16 protein-coding genes and 1 tRNA gene are annotated in these 18644 nt (G+C 59.8%); 3 read left to right on the top strand and 14 right to left on the bottom strand.

The genetic code is table 11. The features are described 5' to 3' along the window. Positions 1 to 318: 318 nt before the first annotated feature. Positions 319 to 1287 carry a LysR family transcriptional regulator gene (locus tag JZY08_RS04630; protein ID WP_216331144.1) on the bottom strand — a complete coding sequence of 323 codons (969 nt, stop codon included), beginning with the start codon at positions 1285 to 1287 and terminating at the stop codon, positions 319 to 321. A 149-nt stretch (positions 1288 to 1436) separates the two neighbouring features. Between JZY08_RS04630 and JZY08_RS04625 the strand changes: the two genes are divergently transcribed. Next, a complete protein-coding gene (locus tag JZY08_RS04625; protein ID WP_216331142.1) occupies positions 1437 to 2054 on the top strand; it encodes an FMN-dependent NADH-azoreductase in 618 nt (205 codons plus the stop codon). Positions 2055 to 2093: 39 nt separating this feature from the next. Here the strand turns inward: JZY08_RS04625 and JZY08_RS04620 are convergent, their stop codons facing one another. The 3 genes from JZY08_RS04620 to ilvA all read right to left on the bottom strand — a co-directional run bounded on the left by JZY08_RS04620 (position 2094) and on the right by ilvA (position 5139). After that, entirely contained in the window at positions 2094 to 3359 is a 1266-nt protein-coding gene (locus JZY08_RS04620; protein ID WP_216331140.1) for a diguanylate cyclase, read from the bottom strand. A gap of 119 nt (positions 3360 to 3478) precedes the next feature. Further along, positions 3479 to 3787: an HlyU family transcriptional regulator gene (locus tag JZY08_RS04615; RefSeq protein ID WP_035242632.1), complete on the bottom strand. Its 309-nt coding sequence runs from the start codon at positions 3785 to 3787 to the stop codon at positions 3479 to 3481. A 77-nt stretch (positions 3788 to 3864) separates the two neighbouring features. After that, positions 3865 to 5139, bottom strand: coding sequence for a threonine ammonia-lyase (gene ilvA, locus JZY08_RS04610; RefSeq protein WP_003496636.1), 1275 nt, complete (start codon positions 5137 to 5139; stop codon positions 3865 to 3867). 80 nt (positions 5140 to 5219) lie between these two features. On the opposite strand from ilvA, the gene JZY08_RS04605 reads away from it, so the two are divergent. Further along, the gene (locus JZY08_RS04605; protein WP_035242634.1) at positions 5220 to 6677 is read left to right on the top strand and encodes a TrkH family potassium uptake protein; all 1458 of its coding nucleotides are present in this window, start codon (positions 5220 to 5222) and stop codon (positions 6675 to 6677) included. Positions 6678 to 6784: 107 nt separating this feature from the next. Next, positions 6785 to 7039, top strand: a complete 255-nt coding sequence (locus JZY08_RS04600; RefSeq protein ID WP_003496638.1) for a heavy-metal-associated domain-containing protein — start codon at positions 6785 to 6787, stop codon at positions 7037 to 7039. Positions 7040 to 7482: 443 nt separating this feature from the next. Here JZY08_RS04600 and JZY08_RS04595 read toward each other — a convergent pair whose 3' ends face one another. The 10 genes from JZY08_RS04595 to JZY08_RS04550 form a co-directional block, all read right to left on the bottom strand. Then, entirely contained in the window at positions 7483 to 8976 is a 1494-nt protein-coding gene (locus JZY08_RS04595) for an ABC transporter substrate-binding protein (protein WP_216331139.1), read from the bottom strand. Between the two features lie 240 nt (positions 8977 to 9216). Then, a complete protein-coding gene (locus JZY08_RS04590; RefSeq protein WP_003496640.1) occupies positions 9217 to 10227 on the bottom strand; it encodes an ABC transporter ATP-binding protein in 1011 nt (336 codons plus the stop codon). 11 nt (positions 10228 to 10238) lie between these two features. Then, positions 10239 to 11294 carry an ABC transporter ATP-binding protein gene (locus tag JZY08_RS04585; protein WP_003496641.1) on the bottom strand — a complete coding sequence of 352 codons (1056 nt, stop codon included), beginning with the start codon at positions 11292 to 11294 and terminating at the stop codon, positions 10239 to 10241. A 139-nt stretch (positions 11295 to 11433) separates the two neighbouring features. Further along, positions 11434 to 12342: an ABC transporter permease gene (locus JZY08_RS04580; RefSeq protein WP_035242636.1), complete on the bottom strand. Its 909-nt coding sequence runs from the start codon at positions 12340 to 12342 to the stop codon at positions 11434 to 11436. Further along, positions 12332 to 13276 (bottom strand): ABC transporter permease, encoded by a 945-nt coding sequence (locus JZY08_RS04575; protein ID WP_035242638.1) that lies wholly within the window; start codon positions 13274 to 13276, stop codon positions 12332 to 12334. The genes JZY08_RS04580 and JZY08_RS04575 overlap by 11 nt, the downstream gene beginning before the upstream one ends. A gap of 75 nt (positions 13277 to 13351) precedes the next feature. Continuing rightward, a complete protein-coding gene (gene cueR, locus JZY08_RS04570; RefSeq protein WP_035242640.1) occupies positions 13352 to 13837 on the bottom strand; it encodes a Cu(I)-responsive transcriptional regulator in 486 nt (161 codons plus the stop codon). An 11-nt stretch (positions 13838 to 13848) separates the two neighbouring features. Beyond that, on the bottom strand, positions 13849 to 14871 hold the full coding sequence (locus JZY08_RS04565; RefSeq protein ID WP_137037436.1) for a 2Fe-2S iron-sulfur cluster-binding protein: 1023 nt from the start codon (positions 14869 to 14871) through the stop codon (positions 13849 to 13851). A gap of 12 nt (positions 14872 to 14883) precedes the next feature. Beyond that, positions 14884 to 17388: a heavy metal translocating P-type ATPase gene (locus tag JZY08_RS04560; protein WP_216331137.1), complete on the bottom strand. Its 2505-nt coding sequence runs from the start codon at positions 17386 to 17388 to the stop codon at positions 14884 to 14886. Positions 17389 to 17634: 246 nt separating this feature from the next. Next, positions 17635 to 17720 (bottom strand) — tRNA-Leu (locus JZY08_RS04555). A gap of 140 nt (positions 17721 to 17860) precedes the next feature. Next, positions 17861 to 18577: a nuclease gene (locus JZY08_RS04550; RefSeq protein ID WP_216331135.1), complete on the bottom strand. Its 717-nt coding sequence runs from the start codon at positions 18575 to 18577 to the stop codon at positions 17861 to 17863. Between the last annotated feature and the right edge of the window lie 67 nt (positions 18578 to 18644).

Here is an 18644-nt window from a genome sequence, read left to right as displayed (position 1 = left end):
TGTCAATCTTTCAAAATGCAGGTTTAGCTTCCCTTACGGGACGGCGATGCCTCGGTGAACTGCTGACCGTGGGTTAGGTATAGGCAGGTAGGTCGCTTGCGTCAATTGGTGTTGCCTGGGGCTTGGTGCCGAGGTTGCTGCCTTTTTCTTCTCCCCACCGGGGACAAGGTGGCCCGAAGGGTCGGATGAGGGGGCAAGCTCTCCGGATACGGCTGACGTTGCCCCCTCATCCCGCTGCCGCGGACTTCTCCCCCTCGGGGAGAAGAAACAAGCGGCACCCTCTCGATCCATGTCCAATTGTCGCGGATTCAGCTGATGTCACTCCGCGGCGACAGAAATATTCCTCTGTTTGCTTCCGGCAACTATCCTGTTGAAATCCTTCTGGTTCGGGCAGGCCGACAGACGCTGCTGGAATGCTGTGGCCAGCCACTGGCCGGCGGGGCCGGCGGGTGAATCGACCCGGCGGAGCGCAAAGAGCGGGTACTTGCCCTGCTCATAGGCCCCGAGGTCCAGCGCCTTCAGACTGCCATTGGTCAGATCGTTACGAACGATCGATGCGGGCAGACCGCCCCAGCCGAGACCACCCTTGATGAGTTGATACTTCGTGGCGATATCGCTGACCCGCCAAGTCTTGTAGGATAGCACGTTGAAATCGCGGCCCTTGGTCAGCCCCGACGCATCGGTAACGACGAGCTGGACTTCCTCGCGAACATCGCCGAGGACCAGCGGTCGTTCGATCTGCGCCAGGGGATGATCCGAAGCGACGACCGGCAGCATGAAGGAATGGCCGACCTTTTCGACGACCAGCTCGTCATCCTGGCGCAGCAGCGCCCCGCCGATGCCGATGCCGGCCTTGCGGGAGAGCACCATGTCCATCACCATGCCCAGCTCGCCGACATTGAGGCTGAGGGCGACGGTGGGGAATTCCTTGCGAAAATCCCGCAGCACTGCAACGACCGCTTCTGCCGGCACCATGGTGCTGATGGCGACGGAAAGCTCCGCCTCAAGCCCCTGCTTCAGACCCTTGGCGCGGGCGCGCATCTCCTGCAGGCCGGCGACGATGCGCCTTGCATCCTCGAGCATCGCGCGGCCCTCATCCGTCAGCCGCGGCTGGCGTACGCCGTTGCGCTCGAACAGGGTGACTTCAAGCTGTGCCTCGAGATTGGCGATGGTGTAGCTAACCACCGATTGGGCGCGGTTGAGCGCCCGCGACGCGGCGGAAAAACTGCCGGTCTCGGCGACCGTCAAAAATACCTGCAATTGGTCGAGCGTCGGGTTCGCGTCCATGTTCCATCCATTTCCTCGATAGATGGCTTCCATATTATCACAGTTTTCTTGATGGCAGCAATTCCTCATATAGGGGTCAAAGGAAGGGCATCGTGCTCTCCCGCCCTCCCAAGGCGTCCGTCAATTCATCGCATATGCAAGGAAAGACCATGTCCAACATTCTGCTCATCACCTCCAGCCCGCGTGGCGACGAATCGGTTTCCAACAAGTTTTCCAGTGAACTCGCAAACAAGCTGAAGGCCAAGTCGGCGGCGAATACCCTTGTCCACCGCGATCTCGCTGCCGACCCCATTCCGCATCTCGACACCGTCAAGACCGCAGCGATCCGCAAGCCGGCCGACCAGCGCACGGCTGAAGAAGCGGTTGCCGCCGATTATTCCGACAAGCTGGTTGCCGAGCTTCTGGCCGCCGACACGGTTGTCATCGGCACCGGCCTCATCAACTTCAACATCTATTCCGGCCTGAAGTCGTGGATCGACAACGTCGCCCGCGCCGGCCAGACCTTCCGCTACACCGAAACCGGTCCGGAAGGCCTTGCCACCGGCAAGAAGGTTTACATCGTGCTGGCTGCCGCCGGCGTTTATTCGGAAGGCCCGGCCGCTCCGCTGAACCATGCCGTGCCTTACCTCAAGACCGTTCTCGGCTTCATGGGCATGACCGATGTGGAAGTGATCTATGTCGAAGGCCTGGCATTCGGTCCGGAAGCCGTCGAGAAGGCCGTTGCAGCCGCCGGCGCCAAGGTTGCCGAACTGGCGCAGGCCGCCTGAGCCCATCTGATGCGGGCGATGCCGGCGTGTTTGCCGGTATCAGCCGACCCACATTCCATAACGGCCGTGGACCTGGTCCCGGCCGTTATTTTTTGCCGCGTAAAGCCGCGCATCCGCCTCCGATAGAAGTGCGCGGAAAAGCTGCCCGTCCTCGAAGGACGTGGCAACGCCAATGCTGACGGTCAGCGGCGAACCGTCCGGCCGCTGCATGTCCGCGAGGATCGCCATCCTCAGACTGGCGGAAAAGGCAAGTGCGGCCTCATGCGGAACCGCAGGCAAAAGCGCCACGAACTCCTCGCCTCCGAAACGGTACAAATGGCCATGCGGCTGCACCATGCGTTTCAGAACGGCGGCAAACTCCCGTAATATCTCATCGCCCGGCAAGTGCCCGAACGTATCGTTGACGGTTTTGAAGTGATCGATATCAACGATCAGCACGCTGACCGGGCGCTTTTTCTCCAGGCATTCCACGACAACGGATGGCGCATCGAGTTCCATGCGGGCACGGTCCGAGACGCCGGTCAGCATGTCACGGCCGGAGCGCGATAGAAGCTCCTCATAGCGTTCCCTGAAGGTGAGATCGTTGAACACATCGGCAACGCTGCGGCGCGTCAGGAAGCGCCCCTTCGCCGCCGTCAGCTTGAGATAAATGGCGAAAATCAGGGAATAAATGGCGACCGCCGCCATCTTCGCCTTCCAGCCATCGTAAAAGACATCGATCGGCGCGTTCAGCATATATCGCAGCGCCCCGTAAAAGCCTGCCTGATCGAGGCTTAGAATCACGACGCCGCAGATGGCGAAACGCAGGACGATATGGCGCTGTAGATAGCGCCCCAGCTTTTCATAAAACAGAATGATGGCGATGGCGTCGATATAGAGGAGACTGGTTCCCCAGACCATCAACACACCCATCTCATCCAGAAAACCGGCGCTGACCGACTGTCCGGGCACAATTGCGACCGTCTGATGAAAATGGATGATCTGCGCCATGATGACGGTCAATATGTTGCCGAGAAGCAGGCCGTAGATAGGCTGGCGCACGACCGCCGCATCCTCACGCATATAGAGCATCAGGATCATCATCAGCTTGCCGGCAAAAAGGATGGAGGAGCCGGGTGATGCCACGCCGAAGGGCAGCTCGACGTAAAAGACGGCCGCCAGGTAGGTTTCCATGAAATGCATTACGCCCAGCGCGGTGAGAAAAACACCGATGCCGAGAATATGCCGGTAATGAAGGAACGCCGTCATTACCGAGAAATAGACGATGGCCTCCGTCGCGAAGAGTGCCAGATTTGCCCATTGCATCGGCACATGCCCTATCTATTCACATCGCGCGGTTTCAGTGGCGCGCGACTCCATGCTCCCCAAGGACGATAGGGCGAAGCAACCAACGGAATCTTAATGTAAGACGCAAGAAACCGTCATCATTTTCCTGGGAAAAGCGATGCGCCGTTCTGGTCGATGATCAGTTTTGCCTTGCGGACCGTGAACTCCACCGCATCATCCAGGCTGGAGAAGACATCGGCGCGCACGAATTCGTGCACCAGCACCTCATCACCGACCTTTTTCTCGATACGGCCGGCCAGCCGGAACTGGCCGCCTTCCTTGAGCGGCGTCGCGTAGATCAGATATTCGCCGTGCGCATGCGGCTCCACCTGCGCCGTCTTCTGCGGCGCGTCGGACGGCTGGCCGGAGCCGAAGGCCGAGAGGATTTTGGAAAAAAACGATGCCATGGCTTTCACTCCCTAAAATCGATGTCGCCTTTTGAAGGGCGGATCTCATCCGCCCCTCCCTGTCGCTCTCAAACCAATCAGATGATCAGGTTCGACAGGATGTCGTTTTCGGTAATATCCTCATAACCGAGACCCGCGGCCTCGAAGCGCTCCAGAAGCCCCGCGAAGTTTTCCTGCGCGCTGGTTTCGATACCGATCAGGATCGAGCCGAAATTGCGGGCGGATTTCTTCAGATATTCAAAACGGGCGATATCGTCGTCCGGGCCGAGCAGATTGAGGAAATCGCGCAGCGCGCCGGGGCGCTGCGGCAGGCGCAGAATGAAGTATTTCTTCACGCCGGTGTAACGCATGGCGCGTTCCTTGACGTCAGGCAGGCGCTCGAAATCGAAATTGCCGCCGGAGACGACGACGATGACCGTCTTGCCTTCCAGCTTCTCGCGGCCGAGCTTTTCCAGGGCTGCAATCGCCAGCGCGCCCGCCGGCTCCAGCACCACACCTTCAAGGTTCAGCATCTCGATGATCGTCACGCAGATGGCGTTTTCGGGGATAAGCAAGACCTGCTCGGCCGGGAAATCCTTCAGCGCCTTGAAATTCAGGTCACCGATGCGGGCCACGGCGGCGCCGTCGACGAAATTGTCGACCTTGGTGAGCGTGACCGGCTCGCCGCGTTCCAGGCTCTTCTTCAGGCTCGGTGCACCCTCGGGCTCGCAGAACACGAAGTTCTCCTTGCGGACCGTGCCGGCCAGAAAGCCAGAAAGCCCTGCCGACAGACCGCCGCCGCCGACAGGCATGACGACGATGTCCGGCTTCGTGCCTTCCGGAAGCTGGTCCATGATTTCGGCTGCGACCGTTGCCTGGCCCTCGATGATGTCCTCATGATCGAAGGGCGGCACCATGTAGCCGTCATTATCTTCCACGTATTTGCGCGCAGCGGCGTAACACTGGTCGAATATGTCGCCCACCAGACGGATGCTGATGAATTCGCCGCCGAAGATGCGGGTCTTGTCGATCTTCTGCTGCGGTGTCGTTACCGGCATGAACACAACGCCGTGAACGCCGAAATGACGGCACGCGAAAGCAAAACCCTGTGCGTGGTTGCCGGCGGAAGCACAGACGAACACCTTGCCCTTGCCGGCCTTCGCCACAGCCTTGCGGAGAAAATTGAATGCGCCTCTAATCTTGTAGGAACGAACCGGGGACAGATCTTCACGCTTCAGCCAAATCGACGCGCCATACCGACGGCTGAGATGTTCATTCAACTGCAACGGCGTTTCCGGGAATATCTCCCGCACTTCCCGCCGCGCTGCCTCCACAAGCTGCTTGTCCACGATTGTCAATCCATTGAAATTCATAATGGCACCCGCTATGCCATAGGAAGGCGTCCGAGACAAAGACTCATTTCAGCGCGGCCACGAACTCCGGGTTACATTTCTTGAACAGCAACCTTCTGCGCTCGGTCATATACGTGGCGTCCATCTTCGGGCTCTATCTCGCGACGGCCATGTTCCTGCCGGCGTTGACGGATCTCTATTACGGCAATGACGACTGGATGGTGTTTGCGCTTTCGGGCTTCATGTGCGGGGGCTTTGCGCTTGCCTGTGCGCTGGCGACCCGCGGGCCGATCGCGTCCTTCAACAAACGTTTCGGCTTCCTGCTCGTCAACGTGCTCTGGCTGGTGTTTTCGCTGGTGGGGGCCGTGCCGCTCTATCTCTCCAATCTCGACCTGACGCTCGGCCAGGCAATCTTCGAGTCCATTTCAGCCATCACCACCACGGGATCGACCGCCATATCCGGCCTCGACAACGCGCCGCAGGGCATTCTTCTGTGGCGTTCGCTGCTCTGCTGGCTCGGCGGCATCGGTATCGTCGCGCTCGGCCTGTTCATTCTGCCGCTGCTGCGCGTCGGCGGCATGACCTTCTTCCGAATGGAATCCTCCGATACCGGCAACGACCGGCCCTTCGCACGGCTGGCAAGCTTCACCCGGGCTTTCGTGGCCATATACATCATCATGACTCTGGCCTGCACCGTCGCTTACGATTTTGCCGGCATGTCGCATTTCGATGCCCTGAACCACGCCATGTCGACGGTCGCGACCGGTGGTTTTTCCACCCATGACGCGTCTTTCGCCTATTTCAACAATACGGCGCTGCTGTGGATCGCCACCATCTTCCTGATCTTCGGCAGCCTGCCCTTTTCGGTGATGATCCTGCTTGCGGTGCGCCGCAGGCTGGAGACGCTGCGCGACCCGCAGATTGCCGTCTTCCTCGGTTATCTCTGCGCGATCTCGATTGCGGTCGGCGTCTACCATCATCTCAGGAACGGCGTGCCGCTGGATGACGCGCTCAGCCATTCCTTCTTCAACATGACCTCCATCCTTTCGACCGGCGGTTTTGCGAGCGACGACTACACACTCTGGGGCCCGTTCGTTGTCGTCGTCGCCTTTTTCGCGACCTTCATGGGCGGTTGCTCCGGCTCGACGGCGGGCGGTATCAAGGCCTATCGTTTCCTGATCATGTTCAATGTCGTTCGGGCCGGTTTGAAGAAGCTGATCTATCCGAACGCTGTTTATTCGGTCCGTTATGGCCAGCAGGTGGTTGACCCTGACACGATCAGGACCATCTTCCTTTTCGTCAGCTGCTTCATCGCCCTTTGGATCGTCGGCAGCCTCGCCATGAGCGCGATGGGCTACGATTTGCTGACCGCCACCTCGGCTGTCGCGACCTCGCTTGCCAATGTTGGCCCCGGCATAGGACCGATCATCGGACCGGCCGGCAATTTTTCCACGATCAGCGACCCGGCTCTCTATCTCCTGTCGGTGATGATGCTGCTCGGGCGTCTGGAAATCCTCACCGTTCTCGTGCTGCTGATGCCGATTTTCTGGCGCAGCTAAAATGCCGGCGCGCTCTTTCTGCCCGTGTGAATAAAGCGCTTGACCTTCCCACGTTGGAATAGTTCAGGCTCCTCCTGTTACGAATTCCAAACCAAGGAGAACCGCCCATGTGCACCGCCCACCAGCATCACCCCGAAACCGCTGCCGCACCCGTTGATGCCGACCTTTCTTTCCACGTTGAAGACATGACCTGCGGTCACTGCGCCGGTGTGATCAAGGGCGCGATCGAAAAGACCGTTCCCGGTGCTGCCGTGCATGCCGATCCGGCAAGCCGCACGGTTGTGGTTGGCGGCGTCTCCGACGCGGCGCGCATTGCCGAAATCATCACCGCTGCAGGCTACACGCCGGAAGCACGCGCCTGATCTGAAGAAACACCGGCGGCGTCTTATCCCAACCGCCGCCGGATCGCTTTGCCTGCCCCGCTTCACGCTGAATGTGCGTGACAGCCCTTGGACGACATAGGGCTTCGTCCCTCCTCCCTCCCCAGACGGCAAATGCCCTCTCCCTTTTCGATGAGGATGATGGCGGAGGTTTTCCGAATTTTTGAAACTTATAGTTTGACTGCCGGCACTCGTCGCTGTCACTTGCGTGGAAAACCGGCTTTGCAGAACGGTTTTGGGTAATGACAAACCTCGCTCCCACCGCGACGTCATCCTCGGGCCCGACCCGACGATCCGTGCTCTCGGCGGGGGATAGATCCTCGCCTCAGGGGCGAGGATGACACGCAAGAGGGGTTGCCTCCCCTAAACAATGAGACCCGGCTCTTGCGAGCCGGGTTCAGCCTTACAGGCAACGTTGCGTCAGCCTACTTCGTCGTCAGATCCTTCGTCATGACGAAGTAGTTGAGCGGATGCGGCTTGTAGTTTTCGAGCTTGGCAGAATAGGCATCGAAAACCGTTTCATGGATGAGGAAGACCGAAACGGCCTCGTCATAGATTTTCTTCGCCGCTTCACCATAGATGGCATAACGCTTGGCCGGTTCGGCCGCCGAATAGGCGGATTTGATCAGCTTGTCCGTATCCGCATTGCAATAATGCGAGATGTTGTAGCTGCCGCCGCAGGTATAATCGGCATTGAGGAAACCGGCTGGTTCGGCGACGTCGGTTGCGTAACCACGCGACAGCAGCGCCATGTCGAAGTTTCCGGCCAGCATATCCGGCTCGATTGCGCTGTAGTCGGCAACGCGCACATCGACCTTGATGCCGAGTTCCTGCAGCTGGGCCTGGATAATAGCCGCGACATCCTTGAGCTCCGTCTTTGCCGTATAGGCAAGAAGCGTAACCTTCAGACTGCCGGGCGCCACGCCCGCTTCCTTCAGCAGAGCCTTTGCTTTCTCCACGTCATAAGCGGGCTTGGATTCCTTTTCAGCCCAGGGCTCTCCAGCCGCGAAGGGCATCGTCGCGCCCTTGACCACGCCTTCATAGATGCTGTCGGCAATGCCGGTCGTGTCGATTGCGGACTGGATCGCCTGGCGCACTTTCAGATTGTTGAAAGGCGGCTTTGAGTTGTTCAGCAACAGTTCCGTGATACGCGGCGACGGGATCGGCGCAACCTTGACGCCATCCGTGGATTCGATGGTCTTCACCGTCCAGGGCGGAACGAGGCGTGAAATCTGTGCTTCTCCGGTTCGGGCCTGGGTGGCGCGGGTGTCGGCATCGGGCACGAAATTCACGCGGCCGCCGGCAAGCTTCGGCATGCCACCCCAATAATCGTGGTTGGCCGTTAGAACCATATGCTGGCTGGGGTCAACCTCCGTCATCGTAAACGGCCCGGTGCAGGTTCCAATCGGATTGACCTTGCCGTCCTTATAGGCGGATGGAGCGAGAATCGAGGTGGCGGGGCTCGCCATCTGCGCCGGCAGCAGAACCGAAGGCTCGATGGTGGTTATCTTCACGATATCGTCGCCGCCGGCCTCGACAGAGGCAATCAGCTTCGGCGAAAAGGCACGGGCGGGAACGGGCGCCTGCAGAAGATTGCTCAGCGCATTGACCGCAGCCTTTGCATCGAGCGGTTCGCCGTTCTGGAATTTGACGCCCTTGCGCAGCTTGAATTCCCAAACCTTGGGGCCGGTCTGCGTCCAGCTTTCGGCGAGACTTGGCTCCAGTTTCATATCGTAGCCGACGCGTATCAGGCTTTCAAAACAACCCGCCCGTGAGCCGAGATAGGCGTCGTCGGAAGCCATCTGCCAGCCCGTCTTGACACCGAAATTATCATCATAGGTAATCGTGCCGGCCTTTGCGGCCTCAGCTCCGAACGAAACCACAATGGCGCATGTCGCCAAAAGTGCGTGCTTCACCATAGAATATTCCCCTTTTATTTTTGATGACAACGCTCACAATTCATTCACACTTACGAAATTTTCATTTTTCATTTATTAGTTTTCGTATGACAAAAGCATACCCAATGGATGATTTACTAACATCCATTTGAATATTATTCATTTTATGTTTTTATACTCGGAATATAATTCCGATATTAATTCTCAAACGCACAATTCATCTGTTTTTATCAAACCAGAAGACTATAACTGCGTTGGTCCTCAGCCCCACTCGCGCCAGTGATGGCAGCGTGCGAAATGCTCCCCATCGACGGCTTCCAGAACCGGTTCCTTCTCGCCGCATATCTGCGTCGCATGCTTGCAGCGGGTGTGAAATTTGCAGCCGGCAGGAGGATTGAGAGGGCTTGGCAAATCTCCGTCCAGAAGCATTTCCGGCGCATAGAGTCCGGTCTCGTCGAGCATCGATGAAGCGATCAAGGCCTTGGTATAGGGATGTTTCGGCGCCCGGAAGAGCTCCTCGCGGTCGGCAATTTCAACGATGCGTCCGAGATACATCACCGCGATGCGATCGCAGAGATAACGCACCACGCGCAGGTCATGGGAAATCATCAGAACCGTCAAACCGTGACGGCGCTTCATGTCCATCAGCAGGTTGAGGATCTGCGTGCGCATCGAGGCATCGAGCGCCGATGTGGGTTCGTCGCACACGAGGAAGCTGGGGTTGAGAAGAAGCGCGCGCCCTATGACGACGCGTTGCAATTGCCCGCCGGAACACTGGCTTGGATAACGATCATAAAAGGAAGCATCGAGGCCGACTTCCTCCAGCATCTTGAAAACCCGCGCCACACGTTCATCCCGTGTGCCAATGCCGTGCTGGGCAAGCGGCGCTTCCATGCTCTGGCCGATGCGCATGCGCGGATCGAGAGCGGAATAAGGGTCCTGGAACACCAGCTGCACGACGCGGCGCATGCGCCGGAGCGCCTCGCCCTGCATGTGCAGAATATCGTGTTCGCCAATGCTGACCTCGCCCTTGGTCGCGTGGGTCAACCGCGTTATCAGACCGGCGACGGTGCTTTTACCGCATCCGGATTCGCCGACGAGACCCAGCACTTCGCCCTCGCCGATGGTCAGGGAAACGTCATCGACCGATTTCACCACGCGGTGACCAAGGCCGGATATCGGGTAATATTTGCAGAGGTTCTTCGCCACCACATAGGGGCGGTTCTTGCTGTCCGCTGCTGGCATGGTCTGTTTTATCGCTGTCAATTGCATCGCCCTCTCCCTCAGCAGACCGCGTGGTGGCTGGCATGGTCGTCATCGACTGCCCAGCACCGCGCCTTGCGCCCTTCGGGCAAGGTATTCAGATCCGGTTCCGATGCCATGCACCGGCTGCCCATGCCGGCCGACTTGGCAAGCGCGCAGCGAGGATGGAACCGGCAGCCGCAGGACATGTCGTGGGCCTGAGAGCTGGAACCCGGGATCGTCAGCAGCTGGCCGTCGCTGTCCGTGGTCAGAAGCGAACAGCTGATGAGCGCCTTGGTGTAGGGATGTTGCGGCGCCTTGAGGATCGCCTGGGTCGGCCCCTCCTCAACGATGCGGCCCGCATACATTACCGCGATCCGGTCTGCGAAAGCGGCAACGACAGACAGGTCGTGGGTGATGAGCAACGTCGCGAGCCGTCGCTTGCGGCGCTCGTCATCCAGCAGGCGCAATATCTGTGCCTGCACGGTGACATCGAGCGCCGTCGTCGGTTCGTCGGCGATCAGCAGTTGCGGATTGCCGGAGAGTGCCGCCGCGATCATGACGCGTTGCGCCATGCCGCCCGAAAGCTCATGGGCGAAACATTGCGCCCGCGCCGAAGGGTCGGGAATTCCGACGTCGGACAACAAGCCGACAACCCGGCTGAGCGCCGCATGCCGGCTCATCTTGCGGTGGATCCAGAGCGGCTCGGCAACCTGCGTTCTGACCCTGCTGGTCGGGTCCAGCATGGCTTGGGGTTGCTGGAACAGCATGCCGATATCGGCGCCGCGCAGCGCATCGAGCTCGGAGGATGACAAGGCCAAAATATCACGCCCGGCAAAGGAAATACGGCCGGAATTGATTTCCGCGCCCTGCGGCAAAAGCCGCATCAGCGACAGAGCCGTCATGCTCTTGCCCGACCCGGATTCGCCGACGAGAGCGACGACTTCCCCGGCATTGACAGAAAGCGTCAGGCCCGAAATAACAAACTTGCGGCCATTTGGAGCCGGCACAGAAACGTGCAGGTCCTCGATCTCCAGAAGCGGTGCGCATTCAGGGGACACGGCCGTATTGGCATGCGTCTGTCCTTCGATATTCATAAGAGTTCCCCTTATTATTATTGAATCGGAGGCATTTGCGTATTTTCATGCGGCTTCAGACGATATTACTCTCCTTCCGGTTCCTTTGCCTCAGCTATGTTTGACGATCGTCAAACCGGTCGTGGCCTGTTGGCAGGCGTCAATGACCGTTGCCCTTCTTCGTATCCATGTTCAGGCCATGGCCGATCCACGTCACGCTCAAGGCCGACAGGAAAATCGCCAGACCCGGTGCGATCACGAGAATGGGCATCCGTTCCGCATAGGCCTGCGCATCGGCCAGCATCAGCGCCCAGTCGGCAGCCGGCGGCTGCACGCCAAGGCCGAGAAACGACAAGCCACCCACCGTGATCAGCTTGTGGCCGAAGCGCAGGAAAGCGACGGCGGCGATGGGCCAGATCGTGTTGGGAATGACATGCCGGAAGATGATGAAGCGACGCGTGCAGCCCAGTACTTCGGCGGCGCGGATATATTCGCGGGAGTTGATCGAAAGCGTCAGCCCGCGTGCCAGCCGCGCAAAAGGCGTCCAGCCGACGATCGTCAGCGATGCGATCAGCGTTCCATATCCCGGGCCGAATATGGCGACGAGGAAAATGGCGATCACCACATCCGGTATGGCGATGAGCAGATCCACCACGCGCATCAGGATCTCGTCAAGCACACCACGGCTTCGTCCGCTGATAATGCCGATGAAGGTTCCGATCGCGACCGACAGAATGACGGTGATGGCGGCGATCGTGACCGTGAAACGGCCGCCTATCAGCAGACGGCTCAGGACGTCACGCCCGAGATGGTCCGTTCCCAGCCAGTAAGCGGCGCTGGGTGCATTCAGCCGCAGGCGCAGGTTCTGCTGGGCGGGATTATAGGGCGAGATCCATGGTGCTATCACGAGCAACAGGATGATGACGAGAAAAATTGCCGATCCCGCATAGAAGGTCCAGTGCCGACGGCTGATGAAATCCGTGAACCGGGAGAGTGTCGAGGGGCGCTTGGGCGTCTCGGTCATGGGCAAGGCGGCTACCGGCGCGCTCGGGAAGTGGCTAATGGTCATGGTGGCCTCGCATTGCTGGATTGATCAGGACATAAAAGCCGTCGGCCAGCGTATTGATCAGGATGGACAGGGCCACGATGCAGATGAAACCGCCCTGCAGCATCGGGATATCCCGATTGACCACGGCGTCGTAAAGAAGCCGGCCCATTCCGGGGATGGCGAATATCACCTCCACGACCACCGACCCGCCAAGCAGGCCCGCGAGCCACAATGCGAAGAAGGTGACAACCGGAAGCGAGCCGTTGCGGACGCCGTGGCGCAGAACCGTGCTATGCATGCCGAGACCGCGGCTGCGGGCCGCTGTGATGTAAGGCGCACGCAGAACCTCTGCCATGGCCGCGCGCGTCACCTGCGTGAAATAGGCCAGCGGGCGCAGGGTCAGCGTCAGGGCGGGAAGCACCAGCGAGCGCCAGCTATCCCATCCCGCCGATGGCAACCAGCCGAGATAAAGCGCAAAGACCAGGGCCGACATCGGCGCGAACCAATATTCCGGCGTCGCAACGAAGGTCTGGATCATCAGCGTTGCGAAATTGTCCAGCCGTCCGCCGGGGCGCATCGCCGCCAGCGTGCCGAGCGGCAGGGCAACGGCCACGGCAATCGCCAGCGCCGTCAGCGCCAATGTCACCGACACGCCGAGAGAGCGCAGAAGTTCGCCAGCCACGGGCTGGCTGCTGGTGAAGGAAAATCCGAGGTCGCCGCGCAGCGCATTCGACAGCCATGCGAAATATTGCACATAAAGCGGCCGGTCGAGCCCGAGGCTTACCCTGAGCGCCTCGACCGCATGCGGATCGAGCGCCGTATCACGCATGCGCGAAAACAGAATGGTGCGGGCTGGATCGCCGCCCGCCATATAGGGCAAAAGAAACGCGATGACGGAAACGATCGTCAGCATCAGGCACAGAATAAGGAAGCGCTGTAGTATCTGTATCCACATGGCCTGGTCTCCTTCACCGCAATTGGTGTTTTCACTGCAATCGGCTGTCGCCCCCTCCTGCGAGGGAACGGCGGTTTATTTCGCTAGGCGATGCTCCGTCAGTGAACCGGACGTGCCCTTCAGCATGCCGGAACGCTTGGGCACCACCGCTACCGGCGTGAAATCGGGATCTTCCGATTGCGCCAGATCCTGGATGATCGGGCAATCCGGTTCACCATTATCAGGGCAGTAGGTTGCGAGATTTCGAAGCGTGTCGGCCATGTCCCGGAGCGAATGCATCTTGGCTTCGAGGTCGACGACATGCTCCATGACGATGCGCTTGACATCGCAGGACGCGCCGCCCGGATCGCGCCACAGGGTCATGAGCTGCCGGATCTTTTCGATTGAAAATCCGAGGTCGCGGCCACGCCGGATGAAGCGCAGCGTTTCCAGATCGTTGGCCGTATAGACTCGGTAACCGGATTCCGTGCGGTTTGCCGATTTGATCAGGCCGATCGTCTCGTAATGGCGGATCATCTTTGCAGAAACACCGGATGCGGTGGCGGCTGTACCAATATTCATCGATCCTGCTCCTATCTTTCCGGGGTGAAAAACACGTCTGCATGAATGTCGGCGGTGCGGATGCCCCTTGCCAGAAGCTGCGGCACCGTCGCCTCGATCATCGCCGGCGGCCCTGCGAGATAGGCCTTCCAGCCATCGAGATCGTCGAAGTCGTCCGCTACCGCAGAACCGACATAACCGCACCGCATCTGCGCATGCTCTTCATTCGAGAGAACCGGAACGAAGCTCAGATTACGGTGCTTTGCGGCAAGTTCTTCAAAACGGTCGATCATATAGAGATCACGCTGCGCACGGGCGCCGAAATAGACATGGATCGGGCGTTCGCGACCCGTTGCCCGGCCGGTGGCAAGCGCTGCCTCGACCACAGCCTTGACCGGCGCCAACCCCGAACCGCCGGCAATGCCGAGGATCGGTCCGCAATGTTTTTCCCGCAGGTATGAAGACCCGAAGGGGCCGACGAGCGTGACAGGATCACCCGGCTTGGCGTTCGCGAAAATATGGCCGCTCGTGATGCCGCCGGGCACATGCCGGATATGGAATTCGATCAGGTCCTCATCGATGCGGCTGGCGATGGAATAGTCACGCGGCGAACAGTCCGGATAAAGCAGGCGTACATATTGGCCGGCCTTGAAGGTGAACAGTTCGCGATCGTCGAGCCTGATGCGGATGAGCTTGATATCATGTGTCGCATCCACCGCTTCCGCGACCACACCTTCGAAACGGCCGGTCGGAATATCAGCGAACTCATCCTCGCCATCGAGCCAGCCGATCGTCACGTCGCTCAGCGGCACGGCGCGGCAGGCGAGTGTCAGACCTTCCGCCTTTTCCTCTTCGGTCAATGAAAAGGGCGTGTGCTTGAGAAGGTCGATCTCACCTGCGACGAGGTGCGATTTGCAGGCGCCGCACCGGCCCATGCGACAGCCATGCGGATAGGATATTCCAGCTGCGAGGGCAGCCTGAAGGACTGTCTCGCCCTGAGCTGCCAGGATGCTGCGTCCGATACGTGGCAGATAGACTGTGTTTTGAGGCGTCATGACATCAGCCTCCTATTCGTCCGCTGCGAGTTGCGTGCCGGATGATCTGTCGACAAGCGGCGGGCGGAAGCTTTTGAGGCGCAGCGCGTTCGTCAAAACAAACACGCTGGAAAGCGCCATGGCTCCGGCAGCAAGAACAGGCGACAGCAGAACGCCGTTGACAGGATACAATATTCCGGCCGCCACGGGAACGAGCGCGGCATTGTAGGCGAAGGCCCAGAACAGATTCTGGCCGATATTGCGGATCGTGGCCTTGGAGAGCGCGATGGCATTGGCAACGCCGCGCAAATCACCCGACATCAGCACCACATCGGCGCTTTCAATGGCGACATCCGTACCCGTGCCGATGGCAAGCCCGACATCGGCTGCCGCAAGGGCCGGCGCATCGTTGATGCCATCGCCGACAAAGGCAACCTTCCGCCCGCCAGCGGCCAGCCTCTTCACAGCATCCACCTTGCCGTCGGGCAAGACTTCCGCCACCACCTCATCGATACCGAGACGGCGGGCGATGGCTTCGGCGGTGCGGCGGTTGTCGCCGGTGATCATCGTGACCTTGAGACCAAGCGCATGCAGCGCCGCTATCGCTTCCGGCGTCGTCGGCTTGACCGGATCGGCAACGGCAATGATCACTGCCAGTCTGCCATCCACGGCGGCATAGAGCGGCGACTGCCCTTCCCGGCCAAGCCGGTCGGCTTCGTCCGCGAACATCGTGACATCGTAACCGAGCTTCACCATGAACCGGTCCGCTCCGGCCTCGACCCTGCGACCGTCAACCGTTGCCGCTACGCCGAAACCAGGGGTCGCCTCAAAGCCCTCCGCATCGGCAAGCGTCAGGCCGCCATGTTTCGCCGCCTCGACAATCGCTTCGGCAATCGGATGTTCGGAACGGCTCTCAAGCGAGGCGACAAGGCGCAGCACTTCATCCGGATCGAAGCCTTCCGTCGTGGTGAAATGAACCAGCGTCGGCTTGCCGAGCGTCAGCGTGCCGGTCTTGTCGACGGCGATGACGTCGGCGTCACGCAGGGTCTGGAGCGCATCGCCGCGGCGGAACAGGACACCCATCTCGGCGGCACGGCCAGTTCCGACCATGATAGATGTCGGCGTGGCAAGGCCCATGGCGCAGGGGCAGGCAATGATGAGGACTGCGACGGCGTTGACGAGCGCAAAGGTCAAGGCGGGATCCGGCCCAAGCACGAACCAGACGATGAAGGTGGCGAGTGCTGCCAGCATCACCGCCGGCACGAACCAGTTGGTCACCTTGTCCACCAAAGCCTGAATGGGCAGCTTGTCGGCCTGTGCCTCCTCGACCATGCGGATGATCTGGGCGATCAGCGTATCGGCACCCACCTTGGTGGCGCGGAAGGTGAAGGAACCATTCCTGTTGACCGTGCCGCCGACAACTTCGGAGCCTGCCACCTTGGTCACCGGTACAGGTTCGCCGGTAATCATCGATTCATCGACATAGGAGGAGCCATCAAGCACCAGACCGTCAACGGGCACCTTCTCGCCGGGGCGGACCACGATCACATCGCCGGTCACAACATCCTGCAGCGGCACGTCAATGGTTTCACCATTGCGCAACACGCGGGCCGACTTGGCCTGCAGGCCGACGAGCCGCTTTATCGCCTCGCTGGTGCGACCCTTGGCGCGCGCTTCCAGAAAACGGCCGAGCAGGATCAGCGTGACGATGACCGCCGCGGCCTCATAGTAGACATTGGCCGTGCCTCTCGGCAGGATCTCGGGCACGAAAGTGGCAACCACCGAAAATCCCCAGGCGGCGGCGGTGCCCAGCACGACAAGCGAATTCATGTCCGGCGCCAGCCGCAGAAGCGCCGGTATGCCCTTTTTGAAGAAGCGTAAGCCCGGCCCGAACAGAACGAGCGTGGTCAGCGCAAATTGCAGATACCAGCTTTCCCGCATGCCGACGGTTTCCATCACGAAGTCATGGATGGCGGGCACCATATGCGAGCCCATTTCCAGAACGAAGACCGGCAGCGTCAGGGCGGCGGCGATAGCAAGGCTGATTTTCAGACCGCGTAGTTCAGCTTCGCGCCGGTCGGGCTCATCACCCTTGGCTTTATCAGCGGCAGTTTCGCTCGCCTTATAACCCGCCTGCTTGATCGCTTCCGCCAGGGTGGCGGCCGAGACGGCATTGCCGGCGACGCGGACAGTGGCGCGCTCCGTCGCCAGATTGACGCTCGCACCGGAAACACCGGAGACGGCCTTCAGCGCTTTTTCGACACGCCCGACACAGGAGGCGCAGGTCATGCCCTCAATATCGAGCTCGACGGTTTTCTCTTCGACGCCATATCCCGCATTCCGGACGGCATCGATAACGGCCAGTACATCAGGCGGACCGGAAAAAGAAATATCGGCGCGTTCCGTTGCCAGATTGACCGAAGCCTTGAGGACACCCGGCACCTTGGCAATCGCCTTTTCCACACGGCCAACACAAGAGGCGCATGTCATCCCATCGATGGCTATCGTATGGCTCGCCCGGAGCTGGATTTGTGACATGCTTATGACCCCTCTTTTCTTGTATTAAAAAAAGATAGGGCTTCCCATCGTGGCAAGGTCAATAGGCTCTTTTGGGTGATTTTTACGGAAAAATGCCGTCTGCTTAACCACGTTCATTTTTTAGGCTAACCCGCCTGATTCAGTGCGGTCTATGCCAAAAAATGAGCGAATCCGGCGTAAAACCCATGCGGAAAGCCCGCAGGTCGCAGAAAAACGAGAGAGAAATCTTGTAATCTGGAATGAAAATGGTGCGGACGGCGGGACTTGAACCCGCAAGACCAATGGTCGGCAGATTTTAAGTCTGCTGCGTCTACCGATTTCGCCACGTCCGCAATGCCGCGCCGCTTGCCGATCCGGCTCTGGCGCTGCAAAACTGTTTCGTCATTGTTCGGGCCTTGGACAAACAGCGTCCAGCCCCAAGCCTCCACAGTGCCTCATCTACACAGGAGGGACCGTTTCGGTCAACGGGGCCTTAGCCACACCAGGACTGATTTTTTGCCGAGGCCGGATGTGCCAGACCTTCCCGCACGAGTTGATCGGCAAAGGACACGCCCGAACGCGAAAGCCGTTTACGTTCCATGGTTTGCTCGCCCGCGGCCCCGGAAGAGGCCACATCGAAGGCGCCGGCATTCAGCATATCCCGAAGCCTGACCTTCGCAACGAAACCGCGCTGGCGCTCTTCCATGCATCGCGCCCGGTCGATCTGCGGAACCTCGATACCGGCAAGCTGCATTTTCACGCCCTTCATCCAGAAGGTGTTGCCATCAGCCACGCAGTTGTTAAGCCCCGAGCGGCCGCAAAAGGCAAAGGCGCCGGTTTTTTCTCCAAGCGAGATTTTTTCGACCGATGGACGTGTTTCCGGCAGGATAGCAGCGACCTGCGCCGGCGGCATGGCGATTGAGCGTGGCGGCACCGGCCCGCTGCCCGGCAAGACCGGCGATGCTGGCCGAATGGCCGCCACCCTCTCCGGCGCGGCGGCCTCGCGTTTCGCGGCAACGGCAACCTTGGGTGAATTTGTCGTCGTCTGCGTGGACCTCGCGGCATGCCGCTGTGGCAGAAGGCTGTCGCGATGTTCATAAGCCTGAATGCCGCCGGCAACCACGCCCAGCATCAGCACCCAGGGCCACACGCTGCCGCCGCCCGATTTCTTCGCCGTGCGGCGCCGTGCTGTCGATTTTCGGTTGCTCACGATCGGACTCCTTTTTACGGAGCCGCATTATCGGCCAAAGGAGTTTCCGAAAGGTTGGCATTTTAGA

It is taken from the genome of Rhizobium sp. X9 (assembly GCF_018873185.1).
Classification (GTDB): Bacteria; Pseudomonadota; Alphaproteobacteria; order Rhizobiales; family Rhizobiaceae; genus Agrobacterium; species Agrobacterium oryzihabitans.
The sequence above is the reverse complement of the archived record's forward strand: the minus strand, read 5'-3'. Positions and strand labels throughout refer to the sequence as shown.

Bases quoted from the DNA above. Each gene is read 5' to 3' on its own strand.
- JZY08_RS04630 (WP_216331144.1), bottom strand. From the start codon at position 1,287: ATGGACGCGAACCCGACGCTCGACCAATTGCAGGTATTTTTGACGGTC.
- JZY08_RS04625 (WP_216331142.1), top strand. From the start codon at position 1,437: ATGTCCAACATTCTGCTCATCACCTCCAGCCCGCGTGGCGACGAATCG.
- JZY08_RS04620 (WP_216331140.1), bottom strand. From the start codon at position 3,359: ATGCAATGGGCAAATCTGGCACTCTTCGCGACGGAGGCCATCGTCTAT.
- JZY08_RS04615 (WP_035242632.1), bottom strand. From the start codon at position 3,787: ATGGCATCGTTTTTTTCCAAAATCCTCTCGGCCTTCGGCTCCGGCCAG.
- ilvA (WP_003496636.1), bottom strand. From the start codon at position 5,139: ATGAATTTCAATGGATTGACAATCGTGGACAAGCAGCTTGTGGAGGCA.
- JZY08_RS04600 (WP_003496638.1), top strand. From the start codon at position 6,785: ATGTGCACCGCCCACCAGCATCACCCCGAAACCGCTGCCGCACCCGTT.
- JZY08_RS04595 (WP_216331139.1), bottom strand. From the start codon at position 8,976: ATGGTGAAGCACGCACTTTTGGCGACATGCGCCATTGTGGTTTCGTTC.
- JZY08_RS04590 (WP_003496640.1), bottom strand. From the start codon at position 10,227: ATGCAATTGACAGCGATAAAACAGACCATGCCAGCAGCGGACAGCAAG.
- JZY08_RS04585 (WP_003496641.1), bottom strand. From the start codon at position 11,294: ATGAATATCGAAGGACAGACGCATGCCAATACGGCCGTGTCCCCTGAA.
- JZY08_RS04580 (WP_035242636.1), bottom strand. From the start codon at position 12,342: ATGACCATTAGCCACTTCCCGAGCGCGCCGGTAGCCGCCTTGCCCATG.
- JZY08_RS04575 (WP_035242638.1), bottom strand. From the start codon at position 13,276: ATGTGGATACAGATACTACAGCGCTTCCTTATTCTGTGCCTGATGCTG.
- cueR (WP_035242640.1), bottom strand. From the start codon at position 13,837: ATGAATATTGGTACAGCCGCCACCGCATCCGGTGTTTCTGCAAAGATG.
- JZY08_RS04565 (WP_137037436.1), bottom strand. From the start codon at position 14,871: ATGACGCCTCAAAACACAGTCTATCTGCCACGTATCGGACGCAGCATC.
- JZY08_RS04560 (WP_216331137.1), bottom strand. From the start codon at position 17,388: ATGTCACAAATCCAGCTCCGGGCGAGCCATACGATAGCCATCGATGGG.